Raw genomic sequence first — 729 nt, 5'->3', positions numbered from 1 at the left:
AGGTTTGATACGCCAAGCATCTGCCCGGAAAGCTGCTCCTTGGAAATTTTCTTCGATTGATAAACGGCTTCAAGCATCTTGCTACTCCCCTTAAGATTCTTTTACTGTAAACCCAGTTTGAACAAACATTCTTAAGGCGGCGTGTTAGTTTAGTGAATTATTTCTTACAGGTGTGATTTCAGCTGCTTATGTCTTTTAAAAACCTATAGCTTTTTTGAGCAACATCAGCTTCAATATTGCACCAAATTAACGACCCTTCTAGCGTGAACAGCCAAACTATGAAAGCCCTAAGCATAAGCTCTCCACCAAACCTGGATAGCCTTGAACTGATAGAACAAGATCAACCAGCCCCGTTACCAGGCCAGGTAGGAGTAAGAATACGCTCCATTGGTTTGAATCGAGGCGACCTTCTATTCTGTCAAAACCGCTACTTTATCAAGCCAAACCCAGGAAGCAGGTTAGGCTTCGAAGCCGCCGGGATTGTTGACGCATTACCAGCTGACGGTAAAAGTAACTTTAAGCTAGGTGACAAAGTGGCCCTATGCCCAATGAGCTTTGATGTTCATTCACAAGGCACACTGGCAGAATATGGAGCCTATAACGAAGCATCGCTCATACCGAGCCCTGACTCGGTACCCGATGAACACTGTGGCGCAATCTGGATGGCCTACTTCACTGCCTGGGGAGGCTTGATTGAAGCGGGAGGCCTCAAACCGGGTGAAAATGTCG

The 729-nt window shown here is 46.2% G+C and carries 1 protein-coding gene; it reads left to right on the top strand.

The window, feature by feature from the left end; genetic code table 11:
- Window positions 1–278: 278 nt before the first annotated feature.
- The coding region (locus A3757_RS03075) for an alcohol dehydrogenase catalytic domain-containing protein (RefSeq protein ID WP_156506140.1) at window positions 279–729 on the top strand (451 nt) is incomplete at its 3' end.

It is taken from the genome of Oleiphilus sp. HI0117, from assembly GCF_001635235.1.
Note: the sequence above shows the minus strand (reverse complement) of the source record. Positions and strands in the feature narration are given on the sequence as shown.